Here is a 24,416-nt window from a genome sequence, read left to right as displayed (position 1 = left end):
AGGTTTTTCGCCGGCAAGCCGGCTCCTACAGAAAAGCAGCTCTGTTTTCGCTTTGGCTTTTGCTGTGGCTTCTACCACTCAAGCCGGCCTGTAGGCCGCTGTGCTTTTGCTTTTGATTTTGATCTGGCTCTGACTGCCCCAATAAGCCCGAGGCCGAACGCAGGGATTGAGGAGCGGGTAAACCGGCAGGACGCCGGTTTAGCCGCGACGGGGCAGGGACGCCCCGTCGCGGCGGCCCGCGGAGCAATGCCGGAGTGAGGGAACACCGAGCCTAGGCGAGGTGCCGACAGGCGGGGCAGAGCCCTTTGCTTACTTTGGGGCTTTTCCAAAGTGAGTCGCTGTAAGAGCGAAACCATAAGCGGCCGTTACCTGAATAACGGATATGTACCCCATCTGATCCTGCCCCCCCCGACCGCACTCGTTCAGCAAACGGCATTAGGCTTCAAACCACGCAATAACAACTCCAGCCCTTGCAAGGCTTCTTCCAACCGCTCGCCCGGGTGCTCATCCTGGGCGATCCAAAGCGATGCGCTCACCAGGCTGCCATTGACCAGCCTCGCCAACGCCTGGCTGCACGCATGCTCGATGAACCCCGCGTGCATCAGCTCATCAAGCAACCGGCGCAGCGAGTCCACGCATTGTTGCTGGTCGGTTGCCCCCAGCACCGCCGGCGCATCCTGCAGCACAATGCGCTGGATCTCGGCATCCTGGGCCATACGCAAATAGGCCCGGCAGCGTTCGCAAAACCCGTCCCAAGGGTTCTCGGCCCGCTCCGAGATAAGGTGCAGGCTCGCGTCCATTTCACCGTCGAGCTGCGCAACCACCGCCGCCAGCAAGCCTTTCTTGTCGCCAAAATGATGGTACAACGCACCCCGGGTCAGGCCGGCGCGCGCGGTAAAATCATCCATCGACGTCTGGGCGTAACCTTGCGTGGCGAAGGCCTGGCGGGCGCTGGCGATCAGGCGGGCGCGAGTGTCTTCGATCATGTCGGCGCGGGCTCGGCTCATGGGTAAGGCTCACAATAGATGATTGACATACGACGCGTATGTTACGCATGATTTGTCACATACGCACCGTATGTATTTTGCCCCGAAAACCTCGAATAGCAAGTTTCAGGGCGCTCAGGAAGAGGTGACACACCATGGCAAACCCCTACGCCGAGCTGTTCCAGGCGCCAGGTTCCAGGGCTTTTGTATTGGCGGGCATGCTCGCCCGCATGCCGATCTCCATGACCGGGATCGGCTTGATCACCATGCTTTCGCAGGTGCACGGCGGTTATGGACTGGCCGGCGCCGTGACCGCCACTTTCGCCCTGGCCACCGCGTTTTGTGCACCCCAGGTTTCGCGGTTGGTGGACCGTTATGGCCAGGGCCGGGTGTTGCCGGTGGCCGCCTCCCTCGGCGGCGGCGCGCTGTTGTTGCTGTTGCTCTGCACCCGCATGCAGGCGCCGACCTGGACGCTGTTCATCTTCGCCGCCCTGGCCGGTTGCATGCCCAACATGTCGGCCATGGTGCGGGCGCGCTGGACCGAGCTGTATCGCGGCCAGCCCAAGTTGCAAACCGCGTTTGCCCTGGAGTCGGTGCTCGACGAGGTGGTGTTCATTATTGGCCCGCCGGTCTCGGTGGGTTTGTGTGTGCTGCTGTTCCCCGAAGCGGGGCCGTTGATTGCGGCGCTGTTCCTGGCGGTGGGGGTCACCACTTTCGTGCTGCAACGCCAGACCGAGCCACCGGTTCACGAGCACCACGCCGAACACGGCCGTTGGTTGATTGCCTCGCCTTCGGTGTTGATCCTGATGGTGCTGTTAATGGCCATGGGCGTCATCGTCGGCGTGGTGGATGTGGTCAGCGTCGCCTTCGCCCAGCATCAGGGCCAGCCGGCTGCCGCGAGCATTGTGCTGTCGGTGTACGCGATCGGTTCGTGCCTGGCCGGGCTGGCGTTTGGTGCCCTCAAGCTGAAGGCCCCGTTGCCTCGCCAGTTCCTGTACTGCGGCGTGGCGACGGCGATTACTACGCTGCCGTTGTTGCTGGTGACAAACATTCCCGCGCTGGCGGCGGCAATCTTCATCTCCGGCCTGTTCTTCGCCCCGACATTGATCGTGTCCATGGCGTTGGTGGAACAAATCGTCCCGCCGAGCCGCCTGACCGAAGGCATGACCTGGCTGATCACCGGCCTGAGCATCGGCGTGGCCATTGGCGCCGCCAGCTCCGGGTGGATGATCGACCGCTTCGGCGCACCCAGCGGGTTCTGGGTGGCGCTGGCGGCGGGTGCGGTGGTGCTGGGTGCGGCGGTGTTGGGGTATCGGCGGCTGGGGTGATTACCCTGTCACCAGTGCGCCGCGATGTTGCAGGAATTCGTTCAGCGCTTGCCGCGTGAGATCGTTCAACGTCACTTTTTGCCGGGTTGCCGCGAGGGCAGCGGCCAAGTGGAGGTCATGGCCGACACGGACGTTGAACGAGCCCTTGCAAGGCTTTTCCGGTGTTTGCCCAAGGGCCAGGCAGGTCTCGATGTAGTCGTCTACGGCGCTGCAAAAAGCCGCGTCCAACTCGGCGACGGTTTTTCCCTCGTAGCTGACCAGGGCCTTGATGAAAAGCAGCTTCCCGAACAGGCAATTGTCTTCGATGCTGGCTTCGATGGAGCCGATGTAGCCTTTGTGTTTCAGCTGGTTGTTCACTGAATCAGTTCTCCTGATTTCAATTGTTCGATGATCTGGCGCCGAATGTAGTGTTTCAGTTCGTTGCCGGGGTGAGGCTTGTGCAGGGTAATCATTGCACTGGGGTCGCCCCTGTCGAACCTGACCCGGCTACCCGCCCCTTCGATTTGCGTGTATCCCAGGCGCCGCAGCAGTGTGACGAGTTCGGGCCAGGTAAAGGCCGAGTGCTCATTGAGCAGTTTGGCCAGCAGCTTTTCATTTTTCGACACGGCGATCCTTGCCTGTAACTAAATGTAGTTGCAATTGATGGGTTGCGTCAATGATAGGACAGCCTCGCCGAGCCTCTCGGTGTTTGATGTAACCCTTGATGACACCGTTGCCTGCGCTCCAAATCCCCCGCTAATTTTTCCCCTCCGGATTCGTTTTATAGGGACGACGTGCCTTTGTGCTTCCTGCCTATTGCCCCGGATCCCAAGAAATGAACGCTGAAGACTCCTTGAAACTTGCTCGCCGGTTTATCGGGTTGCCCCTGGAAAAACGCCAGATGTTCCTCCAGGCGCTACACAAGGAAGGGGTGGATTTTTCCCGGTTTCCGATCCCGGCAGGGGTGGAGGCGGATGACCGCCAGGCGCTGTCCTACGCGCAGCAGCGGATGTGGTTTCTGTGGCAACTGGATCCGGCCAGTGGCGCCTATAACCTGCCGGGCGCGGTGCGGCTGAAAGGGGCGTTGAGCCTGCCGGCGATCGAGCAGGCCTTCGCCAGCCTTGTGGCCCGCCATGAGACTTTGCGCACGGTGTTCCAGCGCCAGGCGGATGATCGTCTGTTGCAAGTGGCTGCGCAGTCGCCGCTGGTCATCGAGCAATCTGACCTCAGCGCCCTGGCACCCGCCGAGCGTGAGCAGGCGGTGACGCAGGCCGCTACCCGTCAGTCGCTGTTGCCCTTCGACCTGGCCAACGGCCCGCTGTTGCGGGTGCAATTGCTCAAGCTGGCCGAGCAGGAACACGTGCTGCTGCTGACCTTGCACCACATCGTGTCCGACGGCTGGTCGATGAACGTGCTGATCGACGAGTTCATTCGCTGCTATGACGCCCATGAGCGTCATGAGCCGCCGCAACTTGCGCCGCTCCCGATCCAGTACAGCGACTACGCCCTGTGGCAGCGTCGCTGGCTGGAGGCGGGAGAGCAGGCCCGTCAGCTGGAATACTGGCAGGCGCGACTGGGGGATGAGCACCCGGTACTGGAACTGCCCATCGATCATCCACGCCCGGCGATGCCCAGCTACCAGGGCACCCGGCATGATTTTGCGATTGATCCGGCGCTGGCTGCGCAGCTGCGCAGTTGCGCGCAAAAACACAATGTCACCTTGTTCATGTTGCTGCTCGGCGCGTTCAACGTGCTGCTGCATCGCTACACCGGGCAGGGCGATATTCGGGTTGGCGTGCCGATTGCCAACCGTAACCGCAGCGAAGTCGAAGGGCTGATCGGTTTCTTCGTCAATACCCAGGTGTTGCGCACCGAGCTGACCGGGCAAACCCGCGTCGACCAGTTGCTGCAAGGCATCAAGGAACACGCGCTGGGCGCCCAGGCCCATCAGGAATTGCCGTTCGAGCGCCTGGTAGAAGCCTTGAAAGTCGAGCGTAGCCTGAGCCACACGCCGCTGTTCCAGGTGATGTACAACCATCAGCCGCAAGTGGCGGACATCGCTGCGGTCAACACCGCCTCCGGGCTTGAACTGTCCCTGGTGCAATGGCAAGGCCGTACCACCCAGTTTGACCTGAGCCTGGACACCTACGAAAAGTCCGGCACCCTGCACGCCGCGCTGACCTATGCCAATGACCTGTTCGACGCAGTCACCATTGAGCGCATGGCCGCACACTGGCTCAGCCTGTTGCAGGCGATGGTCGTCGATGGCAGTCAGCGCGTCGGTGAATTGCCGATGCTTGCAGCCGATGAACGGCGCGTACTGGTGCATGACTGGAACCAGACCCTTGAGGCGTACCCGACCGAACGTGGCATCCACCACCTGATCGAAGACCAGGTACAACGCACTCCGCATGCCGTTGCCCTGGTGTTCGGCCCTGCGCAGTTGACCTACAGCCAACTCGACAATCGTGCCAATCAATTGGCCCATGCCTTGCGTGAGAAAGGTGTTGGCCCCGATGTGCTGGTAGGGATCTGCATCGAGCGCTCCATCGAAATGGTGGTCGGCCTGCTGGCGATTCTCAAGGCCGGCGGCGCCTACGTCCCGCTGGACCCTGAATACCCCCGCGAACGCCTGGCGTACATGATCGAAGACAGCGGCATCGAGCTGCTGCTCAGCCAGCAGAGCCTGCTGGCGACCTTGCCGGTTGACGGCATCAACGTCGTTGCCCTCGACGAGGCGCAAGGCTGGCTCGACGGCTACAGTCGCGAGCCGCTGGCCGTCAACGTGCATGCGCTGAACCTCGCCTATGTGATCTATACCTCCGGCTCTACCGGCAAGCCCAAGGGCGCAGGCAACAGCCATCGTGCGTTGGTCAACCGCTTGTGCTGGATGCAGCAGGCTTATGGCTTGGATGCCAGCGACGCAGTGTTGCAGAAAACCCCGTTCAGCTTTGACGTGTCGGTGTGGGAGTTCTTCTGGCCGTTGATGAGCGGTGCACGGTTGGTGGTCGCAGAACCCGGCGAGCATCGCGAGCCGGCACGCCTGATCGAGACCATCGGCGCGCACGCCATCACCACGCTGCACTTCGTGCCGTCGATGCTCCAGGCATTTATCCATGAGCCGGGTGTGCAGGCCTGCGCCAGCCTCAAGCGCATCGTGTGCAGCGGCGAGGCGCTGGCGCTGGATGCACAGTCGCAGGTGTTCGCCAAGCTTCCGGGCGCCGGGTTGTACAACCTCTACGGCCCGACTGAAGCCGCTATCGACGTCACACACTGGACCTGCGTCGACGAAGGTGCCGACAGCGTGCCCATTGGCCGTCCCATCGCCAATCTGGGAACCTACGTCCTTGATGCGCAACTCAACCCTGTGCCGGCAGGCGTCAGCGGCGAGCTTTACCTCGGTGGCACCGGGCTGGCCCGCAGTTACCACCGCCGCCCGGCGCTCACCGCCGAGCGTTTTGTGCCGTGCCCGTTCAATGACGGCGCGCGGCTGTACCGGACCGGCGACCGGGTGCGCCAGCGCGCCGACGGCGTGATCGAATACCTCGGCCGCCTGGATCATCAGGTCAAGCTGCGCGGCCTGCGTATCGAGCTGGGTGAAATCGAGACCCGCCTGATGCAACACCCGCTGGTGCGCGAGGCCGTGGTGCTGGTGCAGGGCGGCAAACAGTTGGTTGCTTACCTGGTGCTGGAGGGAGGCGAGCCTGCCACGTCGTGGCAGCCGGAGCTCAAGGCGTGGCTGTTGAACAGCCTGCCGGAATACATGGTGCCCACCCACCTGATGCCGCTGGTGAAACTGCCGGTGACCGCCAATGGCAAGCTCGACCGCAAAGCCTTGCCGTTGCCGGATGCTGCGCCGCAGCAGGCATTTGTGGCGCCGGAAAATGACCTGCAAAAAGCCTTGGCGGCAATCTGGAGCGATGTGTTGGCCGTTGAGCAGGTCGGCCTGGATGACAACTTTTTTGAGCTCGGTGGTGATTCGATCATCTCGATCCAAGTGGTCAGCCGTGCGCGACAGGCGGGGATTCGCCTCAGCCCTCGCGACCTGTTCCAGTACCAGAGCGTGCGCAGCCTGGCGTTGGTGGCGAGCTTTGACCAGGCCATCACGCTCGACCAGGGCCCGGTCAGCGGCGAGGTGATCCTCACTCCGGTGCAGCAGGGCTTTTTCGAACAGGCGATCCCGGCACGTCAGCACTGGAACCAATCGTTGTTGCTCACGCCGCGCGAGCCGTTGGTGGCCGAAGCACTGGACGTCGCACTGACCCGGCTGATCAACCACCACGATGCCTTGCGCCTGCGTTTTGTGAAGGGCGCCGATGGCTGGCAACAAGCCCACACGGCCCCCGTCAGCGAGTCCGGCTTATGGCAGGCAAGTGCCGCCACCGACAGCGAATTGGCCGCATTGTGCGATGAGGCCCAGCGCAGTCTCGACCTGCAGCAGGGGCCGCTGTTGCGTGCCGTGCTGGTGGACATGGCCGACGCAAGCCAGCGCCTGTTGCTGGTGCTGCACCACTTGGTGGTGGACGGCGTGTCCTGGCGTATCCTGCTGGAGGACCTGCAGCAGGCTTACCGCGCGCCTGCGCAGTTACCGAGCAAGACCAGCGCCTATCAGGCTTGGGCGCAGCACTTGCAGGCCCACGCGCAAACGCTGAATGGGCAACTGTCGTATTGGCAGGCACAGTCGGGCACGGCCGATTTACCCTGCGATAACCCACAGGGCGGGTTGCAAAATCGCCTGGGGGAAAAGATCGAAACCCGCCTCAACCCCGAGCTGACCCGCCAGTTGCTGCAACACGCGCCGGCGGCGTATCGCACCCAGGTCAACGACCTGCTGCTGACAGCCCTGGCACGGGTGATCAGCCGCTGGAGCGGGCAGGACGCAGCGTTGATCCAGCTCGAAGGCCATGGCCGTGAAGACCTGTTTGACGCGCTGGACCTGACCCGCACCGTGGGCTGGTTCACCAGCCTGTTCCCGGTGCGCTTGCAGGCGGAAGGTGAGCTGCCGGCGGCGATCAAGTCGGTCAAGGAGCAACTGCGCGCAGTGCCGGACAAGGGCCTGGGTTACGGATTGCTTCGCTATCTGGGCGAACCTGAGGCGCGTGAAGCGCTGGCCGGGTTGCCGGGGCCGCGTATTACCTTCAACTACCTGGGCCAGTTCGACCGCCAGTTCAATGACTCGGCGCTGTTCGTGCCGGCCAGCGAAAGCAGTGGCCAGGCCCAGGACGGCGAGGCACCGCTGGCCAACTGGCTGACCCTGGAGGGCCAGGTGTATGGCGGTGAGCTCGCGTTGCAATGGGGCTTCAGCCGCGAGATGTTCCAGGCCGCTACCGTCCAGCGCCTGGCCGACGATTATGCCGTCGAGTTGGCAGCGCTGATCGAGCATTGCTGCGCTACCCAGGCGGGGCAGGTCACACCGTCCGATTTCCCGCTGGCCCACCTAACCCAGCAGCAACTCGACGCGCTGCCAATAGCAGGGCCGGCCATCGACGATATCTACCCGTTGTCGCCGATGCAGCAGGGGATGTTATTCCACACCCTTTACGAGCCCCGGGCTCAAGCCTATATCAACCAATTGCGCCTGGACATCGAAGGCCTCGATCTGCTCGCTTTCGGCCGAGCCTGGCAGGCCGCGCTGGATCGGCATGACATCCTGCGCAGCAGTTTCCACTGGCTGGGACTCGACAGTGCCCATCAAGTGATCCATCGCCAGGTCGACCTGCAGTTGCAGGTGATCGAGGCGGTCGGCGCCGACCTTGACGCCCTGGCCGATGCCGAGCGCGAGCGCGGTTTTGAGTTGAGCGTCGCACCGCTGTTCCGTCTGATGCTGGTGCGTGGTGCTGGCAGCGGCTGGCATTTGATCTACACCAGTCATCACATCCTGATGGATGGCTGGAGCAACGCGCAGTTGCTCGGCGAAGTCATCAGCCATTACGCCGGCCAGGCGCTGCCAGCGCCCCTGGGGCAATTTCGCGATTACCTGGGCTGGTTGCAGCAACAATCGTCAGCGGCGGACGAGGCCTTCTGGCGCGCCAGCCTGGCCCCGTTGCAAGCCCCGACGTTGTTGGCTGAGGCCCTTCGCCCACCGGTGGGTGACGCGGGCATGGCTGACCATCAGGTGCTTCTCGACAGCACGTTGACCGCTACCCTGAGCGAGTTCGCCCGTCAGCAAAAAATCACCCTCAATACGTTGCTCCAGGGCGCCTGGAGTGTGCTGCTGCAACGCTACACCGGCCAGCCGTGCGTAGTGTTCGGTGCCACGGTCGCCGGGCGTTCTGCGCCGCTGCCCGGTATCGAGCAACAGCTGGGGCTGTTTATCAACACCTTGCCGATGATCAGTGCGCCCGCCCCGGCGCAACAGGCCGCCGCCTGGCTGGGCGAGTTACAAGCCTTGAACCTCGGCCTGCGTGATCACGAGCATGTGCCGCTGTACGACATTCAAGGGTGGGCCGGCCAGCAGGGCGCGGCGCTCTTCGACACGTTGCTGGTGTTCGAAAACTTCCCCGTCGCCGAAGCGCTCAAGCAGGGCGCGCCCGCTGGCTTGTCGTTTGGCCAGTTGCATAACCACGAACGCACTAACTACCCGTTGACCCTGGGTGTCGAGCTGGGCAGCAGCCTGCGCCTGGAGTTCAGCTATGACCGGGCGCGTTTCAGCGAGGCCCAGGTCGCCCAACTGAGTGCCAACCTGCAACACTTGTTGGTGCAACTGGCGGCAGACCCTGGCGTCAGTCTTGGCAGCTTGCAGTTGCTCGATGAGCCTGGCCAGCGTGCCATGCTTGGCTTGAGTCAATCCCTGGCGGCAAGCACCCGTCATCACGGGTTGGTTCATGAGCGCATTGCCGCCCAGGCCCAGGCCACCCCGACTGCGCTGGCGGTGCTGGCTGGTAGTCAACGCTTGAGCTACGGCGAGCTCAATGAGCAGGCCAACCGCCTGGCTCATCGCTTGCTGGAGCACGGCATTGGCCCTGGCCGGCGAGTCGGCCTGGCTGCGCGACGGGGCCCGCAGTTGATCGTCAGCCTGCTGGCGGTGCTAAAAAGCGGCGCGGCCTATGTCCCGCTGGACCCCAAATACCCCAACGAACGCCTGGCCTACATGTTGGCGGACAGCCGCCTGGATCTGTTGCTCTGCGAAACCGGCCTGCTGGCAGATTTACCGTTACCCGAATCGTTGACCCGCGTGGACTTCACCGCTTCGGGTGAAGAACTGGCTGCTTACGCCTGCGGCAACCCGCCAAGCCACGCCGTCGCCGCCGACCTGGCGTACGTGATCTACACCTCCGGCTCCACCGGGCAACCGAAGGGTGTGGCGATCGATCACGCCGCCCTCGGCCAGTTCTGCGAGAGTGCCGAAGACTACAGCGTGCTTTCCTGCACGGACCGGGTGCTGCAATTTGCGACGTTCAGCTTTGATGGTTTCGTCGAGCAATGCTACCCGCCGCTGTGCGTCGGTGCTGCGCTGGTCATGCGCGGTGACGAGCTGTGGGATGCGGGGCAACTGGCTCGGGAAATCGTAGAGCAGGGCGTAACCCTGGCCGACTTGCCGGCAGCCTATTGGTACCTGTTGGCCAAGGAGTGTGCCGTCGATGGCCGTTCCTTGGGCAACTTGCGCCAGGTACACGTAGGCGGTGAGGCGATGTCGGTTGAGGGCCTGCGAGCCTGGCATGAAGCCGGGCTGGGCAAGGTGCGCCTGCTCAACACCTACGGCCCCACTGAAGCGACCGTCGTGTCCAGTGTGCACGATTGCCAGTTGGCGGATGCCAGCGATACGTTCGGCATTCCGATTGGCCGGGCCATCGCTGGCCGTGCGCTGTATGTGCTCGACAGCGCCTTTGAGCTGCTGCCCGTCGGCGGTGTCGGTGAGCTGTACATCGGCGCCCCGGCCGGCCTGGCCCAGGGCTATTTTGACCGTCCCGCGTTGACGGCTGAACGCTTCCTGCCGGACCCGTTCGCCGGTGTGTCGGGTGCGCGCCTGTACCGCAGTGGTGACCTGGCCCGCTACAACCAACATCATGCCCTGGAGTACGTGGGGCGGATTGACCATCAGGTGAAGATCCGCGGTTTGCGCATTGAAATGGGCGAAATCGAAGCGTGCCTGCAAGCCCTGCCGCAGGTGCACGAAGCCGCGGTGATTGCGTACGAAGGACCCACCGGCGCGCAGTTGGTGGGGTATGTGGTAGCAGCCCAAGGCGTAGCCCCCGAGTCTGCTGACCTGGCCGCCATCCTGGCTCAATCACTGCCCGACTACATGGTGCCGGGCCACTGGGTGTGGCTGGACGCGCTGCCGCTGAACAACAACGGCAAGCTCGACCGCCGCGCATTGCCCGCGCCGGACCTGAACCAGCCCCGGCAGGCCTACGAGGCGCCGCACAGCCCGTTGCAGATCCAGTTGGCGGCGATCTGGCAGGCTGTGTTGCAGGTAGAGCGCGTCGGCCTTGATGATCACTTCTTTGAGCGCGGCGGTCATTCGTTGCTGGCGACCCAGGTTATTTCCCGGGTGCGCCATGCACTCACGCTTGAAGTGCCGTTGAAAACGTTGTTCGAGCATCCGACACTGCTGGCTTTCGCCGCCGCGTGCGCAGGCTTGCAGGTGCACGAAAGCCTGCCCATGCTGGCCCTGGAGCGCGGCCGGCCGATGGCGCTGTCATCGGCCCAGGAGCGCCAGTGGTTCCTCTGGCAACTGGACCCCGACAGCGCGGCCTACCATGTGCCCACTGCGCTGCATCTGCGTGGCAGCCTGAATGTCGTGGCACTGCAGCAAGCGTTCCAGGCGCTGGTGCAGCGTCATGAAGCCTTGCGCACCACCTTCGTCGAAGAAGGCGAGCAGACCTGGCAGGTGATCCAGCCACAGCGGGCCCAGGTGGTTGAACAGCAAGCCGTGGAGGTCCACGGGATTGCTGCGGCCGTTGAACACGAAATCCGGCGCCCGTTCGACTTGCTCAACGGCCCGCTGATGCGCGTCAAGTTGCTGAGGGTGCAGCCCGACCATTACGTCCTGGTCATTACCCAGCACCACATCATTTCTGATGGTTGGTCGATGCAAATCATCGTCGACGAGTTGATCCAGTTCTACGGCGCGTTCTGCGCGGGTACCCAGATCGCCTTGCAAGCGCTGCCGGTGCAATACGCCGACTACGCGGCCTGGCAGCGCCAGTGGATGGCCGAGGGCGAAAGCGCCCGGCAACTGGCGTACTGGAGTGAGAAATTGGGCGGTGAGCAACCGGTGCTGGAGCTGCCCTTCGACTTCCCGCGTCCGGCCGAACAGAGCTTGCGTGGTGCACGCCTGGACTTCAATTTGCCAGCGGAACTGGCGTCTGGCTTGCAGGCCCTGGCGCAACGCGAACAGGTGACGTTGTTCGTGCTGTTGCTGGCTTCATTCCAGATGCTGTTGCACCGCTACAGCGGGCAAGGCGACATCCGTGTCGGCGTGCCGGTAGCCAACCGTAATCGCATGGAAACCGAAGGCCTGGTGGGCTTCTTCGTCAACACCCAGGTGCTGCGCGCCGAGTTTGACAGCCAGGCTTCGTTCAGCGATTTGCTGCAACAGGTTCGCCAGTCGGTGCTCGACGCCCAGACGTACCAGGACTTGCCATTCGAGCAGTTGGTGGATGCTCTGCAACCCCGGCGCAGCCTCAGCCACAGCCCGCTGTTCCAGGTGCTGTTCAATCATCAGAGCCGTGAGACTGGCGCGGCGCAATTGCCGGGCTTGTCGATCGAGGGCGTCGCCTGGGACAGCGGCACGTCCCAGTTCGACCTGAGCCTGGACACCGGCGAAGTGGGCGGCGGCCTGGCGGCATCCCTGACGTACGCCACTGATCTATTCCAGCGCAGCACCATTGAACAACTGGCGCACCACTGGCAGAACCTGCTGCACGCCATCGTCAGCCAGCCTGAGCAGGCTGTCGCGCAGTTTGCGCTGCTGGACGCCGATGAGCGCCAGACAATCCTGCGGGACTGGAACAGCCTCGAACTGAGTGGCACTTTCGAGGGGGGCTTGCATGAGCTGATCGAGGCTCAGGCCCGGAAGGTACCTGACCAGTTGGCGATGATCTTTGGCACCGAATGTCTCGACTATCGCCAGCTTAACGCACGTGCCAATCGCCTGGCCCGCCGCCTGCGTGAACGCGGGGTAGGGCCGGAAGTGCGGGTGGGTGTGCTACTGCCTCGTTCGGTGGAAATGGTTGTGGCGTTGCTGGCGACGCTCAAGGCCGGCGGCACCTATGTGCCCCTCGACCCCAACTACCCGGCCGACCGATTGGCTTACATGCTTGAAGACAGCCAGGCCCGGTTGTTGCTGACGGATGCCCAAGGCCTGGGTGGCGGTCTGGAGGTGCTGCAGGTGCCCTCTGAAAGCGTCGACCCGCAACACCCCGATTGTGCCGACCTGCCAGCCCTGGCGAGCGCCGACAATCTCGCCTATGTGATCTACACGTCGGGTTCGACCGGCAAGCCCAAGGGGGTTGCCATCAGCCACCGCAATGCCGTTTCACTGATTCAGTGGGCCCAGAGTGTCTACCATCGCGAGGACTTGCAGGGGGTATTGGCTTCAACCTCGATCTGCTTCGACCTGTCGGTGTGGGAGCTTTTTGTCACCCTGGCCAGTGGCGGCTTCTTCATCCTGGCTGAAAATGCCCTGGCGCTGGCGGATTTGCCGGCGCGGGACCGGGTTACCTTGATCAACACCGTGCCGTCGGCGATTGCTGCGTTGCACCAGGCCGGGCAGATTCCCGACAGCGTGCGCATCATCAATCTCGCCGGTGAGCCACTGAAGCAGTCGCTCGTGGATGGACTCTATCAGCAGGCCACGCTCAAGCATGTGTATGACCTGTACGGGCCTTCTGAAGACACCACGTATTCGACTTACGTACGCCGCACGGCGGGTGGCCGGGCGAGTATTGGCCGACCACTGGCCGGTACCGACAGCTACGTACTGGATGCACAGTTGGAGCCGGTGCCGGTCGGCGTGATCGGTGAGTTGTACCTGGCCGGCGCCGGGATCGCCCGGGGCTACCTGCTGCGCCCGGACCTGACCGCTGAGCGCTTTGTGCCGGACCCGTTCGGCGATCGCGCGGCACGGCTGTACCGCACCGGTGACCTGGTACGCTATCTGGCCGATGGCGAAATCCAGTACGTGGGACGCATCGATCATCAGACCAAAGTGCGTGGGTTTCGCATCGAGCTGGGCGAGATCGAGAAGCGCCTGCTGCAACATGTCGCTGTCCACGAAGCCGTGGTGGTGGCCCATGATGCGCAGAGCGGCACTCGCCTGATTGCCTATCTGGTGTTGGAGCCGGGGGCACAGTCCGGTGTGCAAGACGATGTATGTGTCTGGCTCAAGCAGACGCTGCCGGACTACATGGTGCCGGCCCAGATGGTCATCCTTGATCAACTGCCGCTGACACCTAATGGCAAGCTGGACCGCAAGGCCTTGCCAGTGCCGGAACTACAAGGCTCCCATGCGCTGCATGTGGCGCCGCACAGCGAGCTGGAACGCCGTATTGCGGCGATTTGGCAGGACGTGCTCAAGGTGCCGCAGATTGGCGTCACCGATAACTTCTTCGAACTGGGCGGCGACTCGATCATCTCGATCCAGGTGGTCAGCCGTGCGCGTCAGGCCGGGATTCGATTTACCCCCAAAGAGCTGTTCCAGCACCAGACCGTACAAGGCCTGGCCTCGGTGGCGCAGTTGGGTGAGGGTGCACTGCTGATCGATCAGGGCCCGGTGACCGGCGACAGTGTATTGCTGCCGATTCATCAGGCATTTTTCGACACGGCCATTCCTGAACGGCACCACTGGAACCAGTCGGTACTGCTCAAGACCACGCAGCCGCTGAACCCTGAACATCTGGAACGCGCCCTGCACGCCCTGCTGGTGCAGCACGATGCCTTGCGCGTGAGCTTCGTCCAGCGGGCTGATGGCTGGCGAGCGACTTACCAGCCGGTCAGCGAGCAACCTTTGCTGTGGCAACGCAGCATCGCCGACGCTTCGGCGCTGGAGCAACTGGGCGACGAAGCCCAGCGCAGCCTGGACCTGAGCAATGGCCCACTGCTGCGCGCGGTGCTGGCGACCCTGGCCGACGGCAGCCAGCGCCTGCTGCTAGTGATCCATCACCTGGCGGTGGATGGCGTGTCGTGGCGCATCCTGTTCGAAGACCTGCAAACCGCCTACGAGCAACTGCAGCAGGGCCGCGTTGTGGCACTGCCGGCCAAGACTTCGTCGGTCAAGGCCTGGGGCGAGCGGCTGTTGCGCCACGCCGGCAGCGAGCAGATGCATCAAGAGCTGGATTACTGGCAGCAAGCGTTGCAGGGCGTACCTGCAGCACTGCCGTGCGATAACCCTCACGGTGGACGATTGAACTGTGATGCGCACGTGGTGCACACGCATCTGGACAAAACGCTGACTCGACAGCTGTTGCAGCACGCTCCGGCGGCGTACCGGACTCAGGTCAACGACCTGCTGTTGACGGCGTTGGCGCGGGTCATCAGCCGTTGGGCGCAGACGCCTTCGGTGCTGGTGCAGTTGGAGGGGCACGGCCGCGAGGAGGTGTTCGACGACCTGGACCTGACCCGCAGCGTGGGGTGGTTCACCAGCGTATTCCCGGCGAAGCTCACCCCAGCGGCCGATATGGCTGGTTCCATCAAGCAGATCAAGGAGCAACTGCGGGCGATCCCTGAAAAGGGCCTGGGGTTTGGCCTGCTGCGTTACTTGGGGGATGCCCACGCGCAATCGGTACTTGAAGCGTTGCCGACACCGCGAATCACCTTCAATTACCTCGGTCAATTCGATGGCAGTTTCCAGGCGCAGGACGCGTTGTTCATGCCAGGCCGCGAGCCGGCCGGGGCCGAGCAAAGTCCTGAAGCGCCACTGAGCAACTGGCTGGAAATCAACGGCCAGGTGTACGACGGCGAGCTGGACTTGAGCTGGACCTTCAGCCCGCACATGTTCGATGCACAAACCCTCAAGACCCTGGCCGATGACTATGCCGGGGAGTTGCAAGCGCTGATCGAACATTGCTGCCTGCCGTCCACCCAGGGTGTGACCCCTTCGGACTTCGCCCTGGTGCAGTTGACCCAGCAGCAACTGGAAGGGTTGCCTGTACCCGCACGGGATATCGAGGACATCTTCCCGTTGTCGGCCATGCAGCAAGGCATGTTGTTCCACAGCCTTTACCAGCAGGACGCCAGTGATTACATCAACCAGATGCGCCTGGATATCGATGGTCTGGACGCAGAGCGTTTCCGTGACGCCTGGCAAGCTGCGGTGGATGCCCATGACAGCCTGCGCAGCGGTTTTATCTGGCAGGGGGAGTTGGACCATCCGCTGCAGATTATTCGCAAGCAGGCGCCGCTGAGCTTTGTCGAGTACGACTGGCGTGCCCATCCCGGGCTGGCGGCGGCGCTGGACGCTGCTGCCGCTGCCGAGCAGGCGCAGGGCTTCGATCTGGGCGAGGCGCCGTTGCTGCGCTTGACCCTGATTCGTACGGGCGAGCAGCGTCATCATCTGATTTACACCCACCACCACATCCTGATGGACGGCTGGAGTAACTCGCAGTTGCTGGGTGAGGTGCTGCAACGCTACAGCGGTCAACATGCGATGGCGCCGGTCGGCCGATATCGTGACTATATGGCGTGGCTGGCATCCCAGGATACGGCACGCAGTGAGCTGTTCTGGAAGGCTCAGTTACGCCCTCTGAGCGAGCCCACCCGGCTGATCCAGGCGTTCGGCGCCACGCCAGTGCCGGTGGAAGCAGAGCCTGCCTACGGTGACTATCAGCAACTGTTCGACGCCGCCCGTACCCATCGCCTGAATGAGTTCGCCCGTCAGCACAAGGTCACGCTCAATACCGTGCTTCAGGCCGCCTGGCTGTTACTGTTGCAACGCTATACCGGACAGCAGGCCGTATGTTTCGGTGCCACGGTCTCGGGGCGCCCGGCCGACATTCGCGATATCGAGCAGCAGGTCGGGCTGTTTATCAATACCTTGCCAGTGATCGCCGAGGTTCGTGCCGAGCAGCCGATAGGTGAGTGGTTGCAGGTGTTGCAGCAACAGAACCTGATGCTGCGGGAACACGAGTACACCCCGTTATTCGAGATCCAGCGCTGGGCCAGCAGTGCCGCCGATTCGCTGTTTGACAGCCTGCTGGTATTCGAGAACTACCCGGCTTCCGAAGCGTTGCGCCAAGCGGCGGTGCCCGAGCTGAGCTTCGGCCCTGTCGATAGCCAGGAGCGGACCAACTACCCGCTGACCCTGGCGGTGGCGACCGGCGAGACCCTGGGGATTCACTACAGCTACCTGCGCGCGTCTCTGGCCGCCGAGCAGGTACGCCAGATCAGCCTGCACCTGGAACAACTGCTGGAACACATGCTGGCATTGGTTCCGGATGCCGCAGTCGGCGAGTTGCAACTGGTGACGGCCACCGAGCGCCAGCAATTGGTGGATGACTGGAACTGCCGTGATACGCGCTTCAGTACCACCACTTCGATCCATCAGTTGATCCAGGCCCAGGCCCTGCGTGCACCGGATGCTGTGGCCTTGATGTTTGCCGAGGAGCAACTGACCTATGGGCAACTGGACCGGCGCGCCAACCGCCTGGCCCACAAGCTGATCGAGCAGGGTGCCGGGCCGGACGTTCTCGTGGGCATCGCCCAGGATCGTGGGCTGGACATGGTGGTTGGCCTCCTGGCGATTCTCAAGGCGGGCGCGGCGTACGTGCCGCTCGACCCGGAATACCCGCGTGAGCGCCTGGCCTACCTGATGCAGGACAGTGCCATCGGACTGCTGCTCACCGATTCGCGTCTGGCTGAGCGCCTGCCGACGCCCGCCGGGATTACGCGTCTGGAGCTGGACCGGCTGGCGCTGGACGCAATGCCCGACAGCCCGCCGGTGGTCGACCTGCACGGGCAAAACCTGGCCTATGTGATTTACACCTCGGGCTCCACTGGCCAGCCCAAGGGCGTGACGGTTGCCCATGACGCCCTGGCCATGCATTGCCTGGCTATCGGTGAGCGCTATGCCATGAGCGAGCAGGATTGTGAGCTGCATTTCATGTCCTTCGCGTTCGACGGTGCCCATGAACGCTGGCTGACCACCTTGAGCCACGGTGGCCGCCTGTTGATTCGCGACTCCAGCCTCTGGACGCCGGAGCAGACTTACCAGGCCATGCATCGTCACGGCGTGACCGTCGCGGCATTCCCGCCGGTGTATTTGCAGCAATTGGCCGACTACGCCGACCAGCATGGCAACCCTCCGGCCGTACGCATCTACTGCTTTGGCGGTGATGCGGTGCCCCAGGTGTCGTTCGAGTTGGTCAAGCGTGCGCTCAAGCCGCAGCACATCATCAACGGTTATGGCCCGACCGAAACCGTGGTCACGCCGCTGATCTGGAAGGCTGCGGCAGACCAGATGTGCGGCGCCGCCTATGCGCCGATCGGCAGCCGTATCGGTGACCGCAGCGCCTATGTGCTGGATGCCGGTGGCGGTCTGCTGCCCCAGGGCCTGGCCGGTGAGTTGTACCTGGGCGGGGAAGGGGTGGCGCGTGGTTACCTCAACCGTGCGGCGCTGACGGCCGAGCGCTTTGTGCCGGATCCGTTCGCTGGCTCCGGTGGCCGTCTGTATCGCAGCGGCGACCTGGTTCGCCAGCGGGCCGACGGGGTGATCGACTACCTGAGCCGGATCGACCACCAGGTAAAAATCCGTGGCTTCCGTATCGAGTTGGGGGAGATCGAGGCACGGTTGCAGGAGCAACCGCAGGTGCAGGAAGCCGTGGTGCTGGCGCAAGAGGGCGTGAACGGGGCGCAACTGGTGGGCTATGTGGTGACTGCCGTCAGTGCAGCAGACGAGGAGGTATCGGGCGCGCGGACTAAATTGCGCGAGCGGCTCAACGTTCGTCTTAAAGAGATTCTGCCGGGCTACATGGTTCCTACCTATCTGGTGTTCCTCGAAGAGTTGCCCCTGACCCCCAATGGCAAGCTGGATCGCCGTGCACTGCCGGTGCCCGACGCCAGCTTCATGCAGCGCATTTACGCCGCCCCGCAAGGCACCGTGGAGCAAACCCTGGCCGCTGTCTGGGCGGACGTTCTGGGCGTGCAGCAGGTGGGCAGGGAGGACAACTTCTTCGAGTTGGGTGGGCATTCATTACTGGCGACGCAAGCGACTGCGATGGCGCAGATGCAATTGGGAGCCAACGTCGCGCTGGACCTGATCTTCAAGGCAAGCACCTTGCGTGACTACGCAAGTGCTGTCGATGGCTGCTTGAACAGCAACCTTGAGCAGGACCTGAGCGATATGCATGACTTCCTCACCGAGCTGGAGACAAATTGAGATGGCGTTAATGGATAACATCGAGCTGGTTCAACGTTTCATCAGGCTTGCACTGCCTCAGCGCAAGGCCTTTTTTGAAAAGTTGGCCAGCAAGGGCATGAGCCTTGGGCAACTGCCTGTGCCGATGATCCGCCATGAGTTTGAAGCCATACCGTTGTCCTATGCCCAGCACCGCCAGTGGTTTCTCTGGCAACTGGAGCCCGAGAGCGCGGCCTACCACGTACCTGCTGCCCTGCGTTTGCGGGGTGTGCTGGATGTCGAGGCTTTGCAGCGCAGCTTTCAGGTGCTGATCGAGCGTCATGAGTCCTTGCGTACGCGTTTTGTCCAGTCTGCCGGGCAGACACTGCAGGTGATTACACCAGAGGCGGACTTTAACCTGCCGGTCCACACCCTGGAGCCTGGCGATGCAGCCGGGCTTGAGACGCGCATCAGCGTGTTCGTCGAGGCGCAGACGCGTCAGCTGTTCGATTTGCAGCAAGGCCCGCTGTTGCGGGTCTGCCTGTTGCGCGTGGCGCCGGACGAGCATGTGCTGGTGCTGACCCAGCACCATATCGTGTCCGATGGCTGGTCCATGCAAGTGCTGGTTGAGGAACTGGTGCAGTGCTACGCCGCCTTCACCCAAGGTCACGTTCCGCAATTGCCGGCGCTGGCGATCCAGTACGCCGACTACGCCATCTGGCAGCGACACTGGATGGAGGCCGGCGAGCGTGATCGTCAACTCGCTTACTGGACCGCGCAGTTGGGCGACTTGCCGCCGGTGCTGGAGCTGCCCACCGACAAGCCTCGTCCCTTGCAGCCGAGCTACCGCGGCGAACGCCTGGAAATTGCCCTGGATGCGAGCCTGGGACAACCCTTGAAAACCCTCGCCCAGCGTGAGGGGGTGACGCTGTTCATGGTGTTGCTGGCATCGTTCCAGTTACTGCTGCACCGCTACAGCGGGCAGCGGGATGTTCGGGTCGGGGTGCCGGTGGCCAACCGCAACCGGCCGGAAACCAAAGGCCTGATCGGCTTTTTCGTTAACACCCAGGTGCTCAAGGCCGAGATCGACGGCCAGATGTCGTTCCGGGCCTTGCTGGCCCAGGTCAAACAGGCGGCCTTGGGCGCCCAGGAGCATCAGGAACTGCCCTTCGAGCAGTTGGTCGAGGCGCTGCACCCCGAGCGAAGCCTGGGGCATAACCCGTTGTTCCAGGTGATGTATAACCACCAGAGCGAAGGTCGCGGCTCCAGTGCCGAGCCAGCATTGAATCTGCCGCAGCTGACCGTCGAAGGCCTGGACTGGAAAACCTGTACGGCGCAATTTGACCTGACCCTGGACACGGCAGAGTCGGCCCACGGTCTGTCAGCCGCACTGACTTATGCCACCGACGTATTTACCGCCGATGCCATCGAACGCCTGGCGCAGCATTGGCAAAATCTGTTGCGGGCAATCATCACCCGTCCGCATCAGGCGGTAGGGGAGTTGCCGTTGCTGGCGGCGGACGAACACCGGCGCATCCTCCGGCAGTGGAACCCGAACCTCCGGGCATTTGACGTGAACCAGTGCCTGCACCATTTGATCGAAGCCCAGGCCGAGCGTACGCCCGATGCCCTTGCCGTCAGCTACGAAGATCACCACCTGACGTACGGCCAGTTGAATGCGGATGCCAACCTGTTGGCGTATCGGCTGATCGAGGCCGGTGTCGGCCCTGACGTGTTGGTGGGGCTCTCTACCGAGCGCAGCCTGGAGATGCTGGTCGGTTTGCTGGCTGTGCTCAAGGCCGGTGGTGCCTATGTCCCCATGGACCCCGGTTATCCACAGGATCGTTTGCATTACATGATGCAGGACAGCGGCATTGCGTTGCTGTTGGCGCAGTCCTCTGTGCTTGAACACTTGGCGCCTGCACCGTCGATTCGTGTGCTGGCACTGGATAACGTAGTCGGCGCAGGCCAGGAGCCGTTGGGCAACCCGCAGGTGGCGGTCAGCCCTGACAACCTGGCATACGTGATTTACACCTCAGGCTCCACCGGACAGCCCAAAGGCGTGCTGCTGCCCCATCGCAATGTGGTGCGCCTGTTCAGTGCCACCGATGACTGGTTCCGCTTTGGCGCGGCGGATGTGTGGACGCTGTTCCACTCCTGTGCCTTCGACTTTTCCGTGTGGGAGCTGTTCGGTGCGCTGACATACGGCGCGCGCCTGGTGGTTGTGCCCCATGACGTCAGCCGCTCCACCGAAGACTTCTACGCCTTGCTCTGCCGTGAGCAAGTGACCGTGCTCAACCAGACACCTTCGGCGTTCAAGCAGTTGGTGCAGGTCGCCTGCGCTCACCCGGCCGCTGGCCTTGAACACTTGCGCTACGTGGTGTTTGGCGGTGAGGCACTGGAGGTCAAGGCATTGCAGCCGTGGTTTGAGCATTTCGGTGATCGTTCGCCGCAACTGATCAACATGTATGGCATCACTGAAACCACCGTTCACGTGACGTATCGACCCATCACCCGGGCCGACTTGGCGAACGAGGCGAGCAGCCCGATCGGCGAGCCCATCGTTGACCTGTCCTGGTACCTGCTGGACGCTCAGCTCAACCCGGTGCCTGAAGGTTGCATCGGCGAGCTGTATGTCGGCCAGGCGGGCCTGGCCCGAGGCTACCTGCACCGTGGCGATCTGACCGCCAGCCGGTTTATTCCCGATCCGTTCCGTGCTGACGGCGCACGCTTGTACCGTACCGGTGACCTCGCGCGTTTGCGGGCGGGCGGGGTGGTGGAATATGTCGGTCGGATTGACCATCAAGTGAAAATTCGCGGGTTTCGTATCGAGTTGGGTGAGATCGAGGCGCAACTGCTCAAGTTGGTTTGCGTACGTGAAGTTGCGGTGTTGGCGCGGCCCGGCGTGGGCGGCCAGCAGTTGCTGGCCTATATCGTGCCGGCCGCACCGGCCTTCGACGCAGAGACCCATGATGGCCTGCGCGAGACCATCCGCCAGTCGCTCAAGGCCGAGCTGCCGGACTATATGATTCCTGCCCATGTGGTCTTTCTGCCGAGCCTGCCGTTGACGGTCAACGGTAAACTCGACCGCCAGGCACTGCCAGAGCCTGAGCTGCAACAGCAGTCGTATGAGGCGCCGTGCAGTGAGCTGGAACAACAGGTGGCGCTGATCTGGGAAGAAGTTCTGGGGGTTGAGCGTGTTGGTCGCCAGGACGATTTCTTCGAGCTCGGCGGTCACTCGTTGCTGGCCACCCAAGTGGTATCGAGGGTTCGTCATGGTCTTGAGCTGAACGTGCCGCTCAAGGCGTTGTTCGAGCACACGACCCTGCAGGCCTTCGCCCAGGTATTGAACCAGGAACCTGCCGAGCAGGCCCCCGCGTTTGTCGTGGTTGATCGTGGCTCGGCATTGCCGTTGTCGTATGCCCAGGAGCGCCAGTGGTTCCTCTGGCAGCTCGATCCCCTGAGTGGTGCCTACAACATACCGACGGCCTTGCGCCTCGCAGGCGTGCTGGATGTCCAGGCGCTCCAGAGCAGTTTTGACGAGTTGCTGGTGCGTCATGAAACCTTGCGCACCACGTTTGTCCAGGACCATCAGCGCACCCTGCAAGTGATCCATGCGCCAGTGCCTCTGGCGATTGTCGTGGACACCCTTGACGCCGGCACTGATCCACAGGCCGGGATTGCTGCTTATGTGCAGACCCATGCCGAGGGGCTGTTCGACCTGCAGACCGGGCCCTTGTTGCGCGTGAAGTTATTGCGCCTGGCGGATGATGACCATGTGCTGGTGCTGACCCAACATCACATCGTCTCCGATGGCTGGTCCATGCAACTGATGGTGCAGGAACTGGTTGAGCTCTATGGCGCCTTCAGCAGCGGCCGCCCACCTGAGGCCAGGCCGTTGCCGATCCAATATGCCGACTATGCCGCCTGGCAGCGCCAATGGATGGAGGCCGGTGAACGTGAGCGCCAACTGGCTTATTGGACCCGGCAACTGGCCGGTGACCAGCCGTTGCAATTGCCGTTGGACTACTCGCGCCCGGCCGAACAAAGCTTTCGGGGTGCGCAGCTGGAAATCGTCCTGCAACCCGGGCTCGGCGCTTCGCTGCTCGGCCTGGCCCAGCAACTGCGTGTGACGCCGTTCATGCTCTTGCTTGCCTCATTCCAGACGTTGCTGCATCGCTACAGCGGGCAATCCGACATCCGGGTCGGGGTCCCGATTGCCAACCGCAACCGGGTTGAGACCGAGCGCCTGATCGGCTTTTTCGTCAACACCCAGGTACTCAAGGCCGATGTGAAACCGTCCCTGGCGTTCGCGGATGTCGTGCAGCAAGTCCGGCAGACCGCCCTGGAGGCTCAGGCTCACCAGGACCTGCCCTTCGAACAGTTGGTTGAAGCGTTGCACCCTGAACGCAGCCTGAGTCATAGCCCGCTGTTCCAGGTGATGTTCAACCATCAGAGCGAGGCGGCGCGCGGACAGCAGGCCACGCGCTTGCCGGGCCTGGCCATCGAAAGCCTTGACTGGGCCAGTCACACGGCCCAGTTCGACCTGGTGCTCAATACCTTTGAAACCGGGCAAGAGTTGGCAGCCACGCTGACCTACGCCACCGATCTGTTTGCGCCTGCGACGGTCGAGCGTCTTGCCGGCCATTGGCAAAACCTGCTGCGCAGCATTGTCGCGGATTACACGCGGCCGGTTGCCGAGCTGTCGTTGCTGGGCGTTCATGAGCTTGAGCTGATTGAGCGGACCTGGAACGCCAACGCCCTGGACTTCCCGCGTGAGCGGTGCATCCATCAGCAGATTCAGGATCAGGTGCAGCGTACTCCCGATGCCCTGGCGGTTATCTGGGGTGATGAACACCTGACCTACCGCCAGTTGAACGGCCGGGCGAATGCCCTGGCGCGCAAGCTGGTGGCGTTGGGTGTTGGCCCTGAAGTGCGGGTTGGCGTGGCCATGCCGCGCAGTGCGCAGATGGTTGTGGCCTTGCTCGCGGTGCTCAAGGCGGGTGGTGCATATGTGCCGCTGGACCCGGATTACCCGGCCGAGCGCGTGGCGTACATGCTCAAGGACAGCCAGGCGCGGGTGTTGTTGACCCAGGCTGCAGTGGCGCTTGAGGTGGATGCCTCGATTGACGTGCTGTTTGTGGATGCTCAGGAAGTTGATGATCAGGATCTGGACGTTGCGGTCCACGCCGCCAACCTGGCCTACGTGATCTACACCTCCGGCTCCACCGGCCTGCCCAAGGGCGTGGCCATTACTCACCGCAACGTGGCGGCGCTGACGCAGTGGTCGCAGCAGGTTTACAGCCCTGAAGACATTCAAGGTGTGTTGGCCTCCACGTCGATCTGCTTCGACTTGTCGGTGTGGGAGCTGTTTGTGACCCTGGCCGGCGGCGGCTTTATCGTCGGTGCCCGCAATGCCCTGGAGCTGCCGGAACTGGCGGCCCGAGACCGGGTGCGCCTGATCAACAGCGTGCCTTCGGCGATGGGAGCCTTGCAGCGTGCCGGGCAAATCCCGGAAAGCGTGCGCATCATCAATCTGGCGGGCGAGCCACTGAAACAGTCACTGGTGGATGCGCTGTACGAGCATGCCCATGTGCAGCACGTTTACGACCTCTACGGCCCGTCGGAAGACACCACTTACTCCACCTGGACCCGCCGCGAAGCCGGTGGCCAGGCCAATATCGGCAAGCCGCTGGCCAATACGGCCAGCTACCTGCTGGACGCTGAGTTGCACTCGGTGCCCGTCGGTGTGGCGGCGGAGCTTTACCTGGCGGGCGAGGGCATCACCCGTGGCTACCTCTTGCGTCCGGGGTTGACCGCCGAGAAGTTTGTGCCGAACCCGTTCTCGAC

6 protein-coding genes and 1 pseudogene are annotated in these 24,416 nt (G+C 63.0%); 4 read left to right on the top strand and 3 right to left on the bottom strand.

The window, feature by feature from the left end; translation table 11 throughout:
• Positions 1-258 (top strand): annotated as a pseudogene (locus P3C29_RS31790) (hypothetical protein); the annotation flags it as partial.
• A gap of 164 nt (positions 259-422) precedes the next feature.
• On the opposite strand, the gene P3C29_RS31785 reads toward P3C29_RS31790, so the two are convergent.
• Entirely contained in the window at positions 423-1,007 is a 585-nt protein-coding gene (locus P3C29_RS31785) for a TetR/AcrR family transcriptional regulator (RefSeq protein ID WP_275966380.1), read from the bottom strand.
• A 134-nt stretch (positions 1,008-1,141) separates the two neighbouring features.
• On the opposite strand from P3C29_RS31785, the gene P3C29_RS31780 reads away from it, so the two are divergent.
• Entirely contained in the window at positions 1,142-2,314 is a 1,173-nt protein-coding gene (locus P3C29_RS31780) for an MFS transporter (RefSeq protein ID WP_201124877.1), read from the top strand.
• Here P3C29_RS31780 and P3C29_RS31775 read toward each other — a convergent pair whose 3' ends face one another.
• Both P3C29_RS31775 and P3C29_RS31770 read right to left on the bottom strand, forming a co-directional pair.
• Positions 2,315-2,671: a type II toxin-antitoxin system HicB family antitoxin gene (locus P3C29_RS31775; protein WP_201124876.1), complete on the bottom strand. Its 357-nt coding sequence runs from the start codon at positions 2,669-2,671 to the stop codon at positions 2,315-2,317.
• A complete protein-coding gene (locus tag P3C29_RS31770; RefSeq protein ID WP_010166695.1) occupies positions 2,668-2,919 on the bottom strand; it encodes a type II toxin-antitoxin system HicA family toxin in 252 nt (83 codons plus the stop codon). The genes P3C29_RS31775 and P3C29_RS31770 overlap by 4 nt, the downstream gene beginning before the upstream one ends.
• A gap of 209 nt (positions 2,920-3,128) precedes the next feature.
• Here P3C29_RS31770 and P3C29_RS31765 point away from each other — a divergent pair, with 209 nt between their 5' ends.
• Positions 3,129-18,608: a non-ribosomal peptide synthetase gene (locus tag P3C29_RS31765; protein ID WP_275966379.1), complete on the top strand. Its 15,480-nt coding sequence runs from the start codon at positions 3,129-3,131 to the stop codon at positions 18,606-18,608.
• 1 nt (position 18,609) lies between these two features.
• The coding region (locus tag P3C29_RS31760; RefSeq protein WP_275966378.1) for a non-ribosomal peptide synthetase at positions 18,610-24,416 on the top strand (5,807 nt) is incomplete at its 3' end.

It is taken from the genome of Pseudomonas sp. 1912-s, from assembly GCF_029269205.1.
Taxonomy (GTDB): Bacteria; Pseudomonadota; Gammaproteobacteria; order Pseudomonadales; family Pseudomonadaceae; genus Aquipseudomonas.
Note: the sequence above shows the minus strand (reverse complement) of the source record. Positions and strands in the feature narration are given on the sequence as shown.